3 protein-coding genes are annotated in these 1,411 nt (G+C 63.6%); 1 reads left to right on the top strand and 2 read right to left on the bottom strand.

Annotated features, from left to right (window positions below):
* Positions 1-220 (top strand): hypothetical protein (locus ACSFA3_RS23275; RefSeq protein WP_435507805.1); only part of this gene is annotated, 220 nt, incomplete at its 5' end.
* 51 nt (positions 221-271) lie between these two features.
* Here the strand turns inward: ACSFA3_RS23275 and ACSFA3_RS23280 are convergent.
* Positions 272-1,057 (bottom strand): peptidylprolyl isomerase, encoded by a 786-nt coding sequence (locus tag ACSFA3_RS23280; RefSeq protein WP_435464779.1) that lies wholly within the window; start codon positions 1,055-1,057, stop codon positions 272-274.
* Positions 1,058-1,184: 127 nt separating this feature from the next.
* The coding region (locus ACSFA3_RS23285) for a BolA family protein (RefSeq protein WP_435507806.1) at positions 1,185-1,411 on the bottom strand (227 nt) is incomplete at its 5' end.

A 1,411-nucleotide genomic window follows, 5' to 3' on the forward strand; every position in this document is an offset into this window, starting at 1 on the left:
GGACGAGGCGGCGGCTTCGTCCGCGCGCACGGAGATTCTGCAGACACTGCTTCCGCAGCTGGAGGCGCTCAACGCTGCGCACTTCGGCGCGTCGAAGAAGATCTACCGCACGCTCGACGCGTTGGGCCGGGCGGTGCAGGGCGTGGATGCCGAGAAGGCATGGCGGGCGTTCGCGGCGCTCGATGGACCGGGCGACAACTTCGGCACCTGGGCGATCTGAACGCCCACAAAAAAGCGGCCCGAAGGCCGCTTTTCTTTTGCCTGGATCGAGTTACTCGACCTTGGCCTTGGCGCGCAGATCCTCTTGGTACTTTTGCAGGCGCTGCTGCTGCAGCTGCTGCGTGATCTGCGGCTTCACTTCTTCCAGCTTCGGCAGTTGGGCCTGGCGGATGTCGTCGACGCGGATGATGTGATAACCGAACTGGGTCTTGACCGGGGCGGGGGTGGTTTCGCCCTTCTTGAGCTTGATCATCGCTTCCGAGAACTCGGGCACGAAGCTCGCGGGGTTGGCCCAGTCGAGGTCGCCGCCGTTGGCGCCCGAACCCGGGTCCTTGCTCTGCTTCTTGGCGATGTCTTCGAACTTGGCGCCCTTCTTCAGGTCGGCCATGATCTTCTTGGCCTGGTCTTCGGTCTCGACCAGGATGTGGCGGGCCTTGTATTCCTTGCCGCCGTTGGCCGCCACGAACTTGTCGTACTCGGCCTTCACGTCGGCGTCCGAGACCGGGTTGGTCTTGCGGTAGTTCTCGAACAGCGCGCGGATCAGGATGGCCTGGCGGGCGAGTTCGAGCTGGTTCTTGTAGTCGTCGTTGGCGTCCAGGCCCTGCTTTTGCGCTTCCTGCATGAACACTTCGCGCGCCACGATTTCCTCGCGCAACTGGCTCTGCATTTCAGGCGTCACCGGGCGGCCTGCGGCTGCCAGTTGCTGGGCCAGAACGTCCATGCGGGCCTTGGGCACCGGCTTGCCGTTCACGATGGCTGCGTTCTGCGCCAGAGCCGCCATGGACGTGGCACCGAGCAGCACTGCGGCCGCGACGGCCTGCAAGATTTGTTTTTTCATGGAATGAATATCGAGCTGGAAAGGAAATGCGCGTGTAGGAAAAGGCGCGGGAAAGAAAGCAGGGATAGGGAAGAAAAGAAGGGGAGCAACGGCCGGTGCAAACGCGGCGTGCGATCCAGTGGACGACTCAGAGCACCTCGATGGCGATGGCGTGCAGACCCTGTGCGATAAAAACCTGGAGGCCATCATACACAAGCCGATGCCGCGCCACGCGGGGCTTCCCTTCGAACAGAGGGGAGGCGATGCGCACGCGGAAATGGGTGCCGCGGCCTTCCGCGTTGGCACCCGAATGGCCCGCGTGGGCGGCGCTCTCGTCGATCACTTCGAGCTGCGTGGGGGCAAGGGCCTCGCGCA

This window comes from Variovorax glucosi, assembly GCF_051216695.1.
In the GTDB taxonomy this organism is placed as follows: Bacteria; Pseudomonadota; Gammaproteobacteria; order Burkholderiales; family Burkholderiaceae_C; genus Variovorax.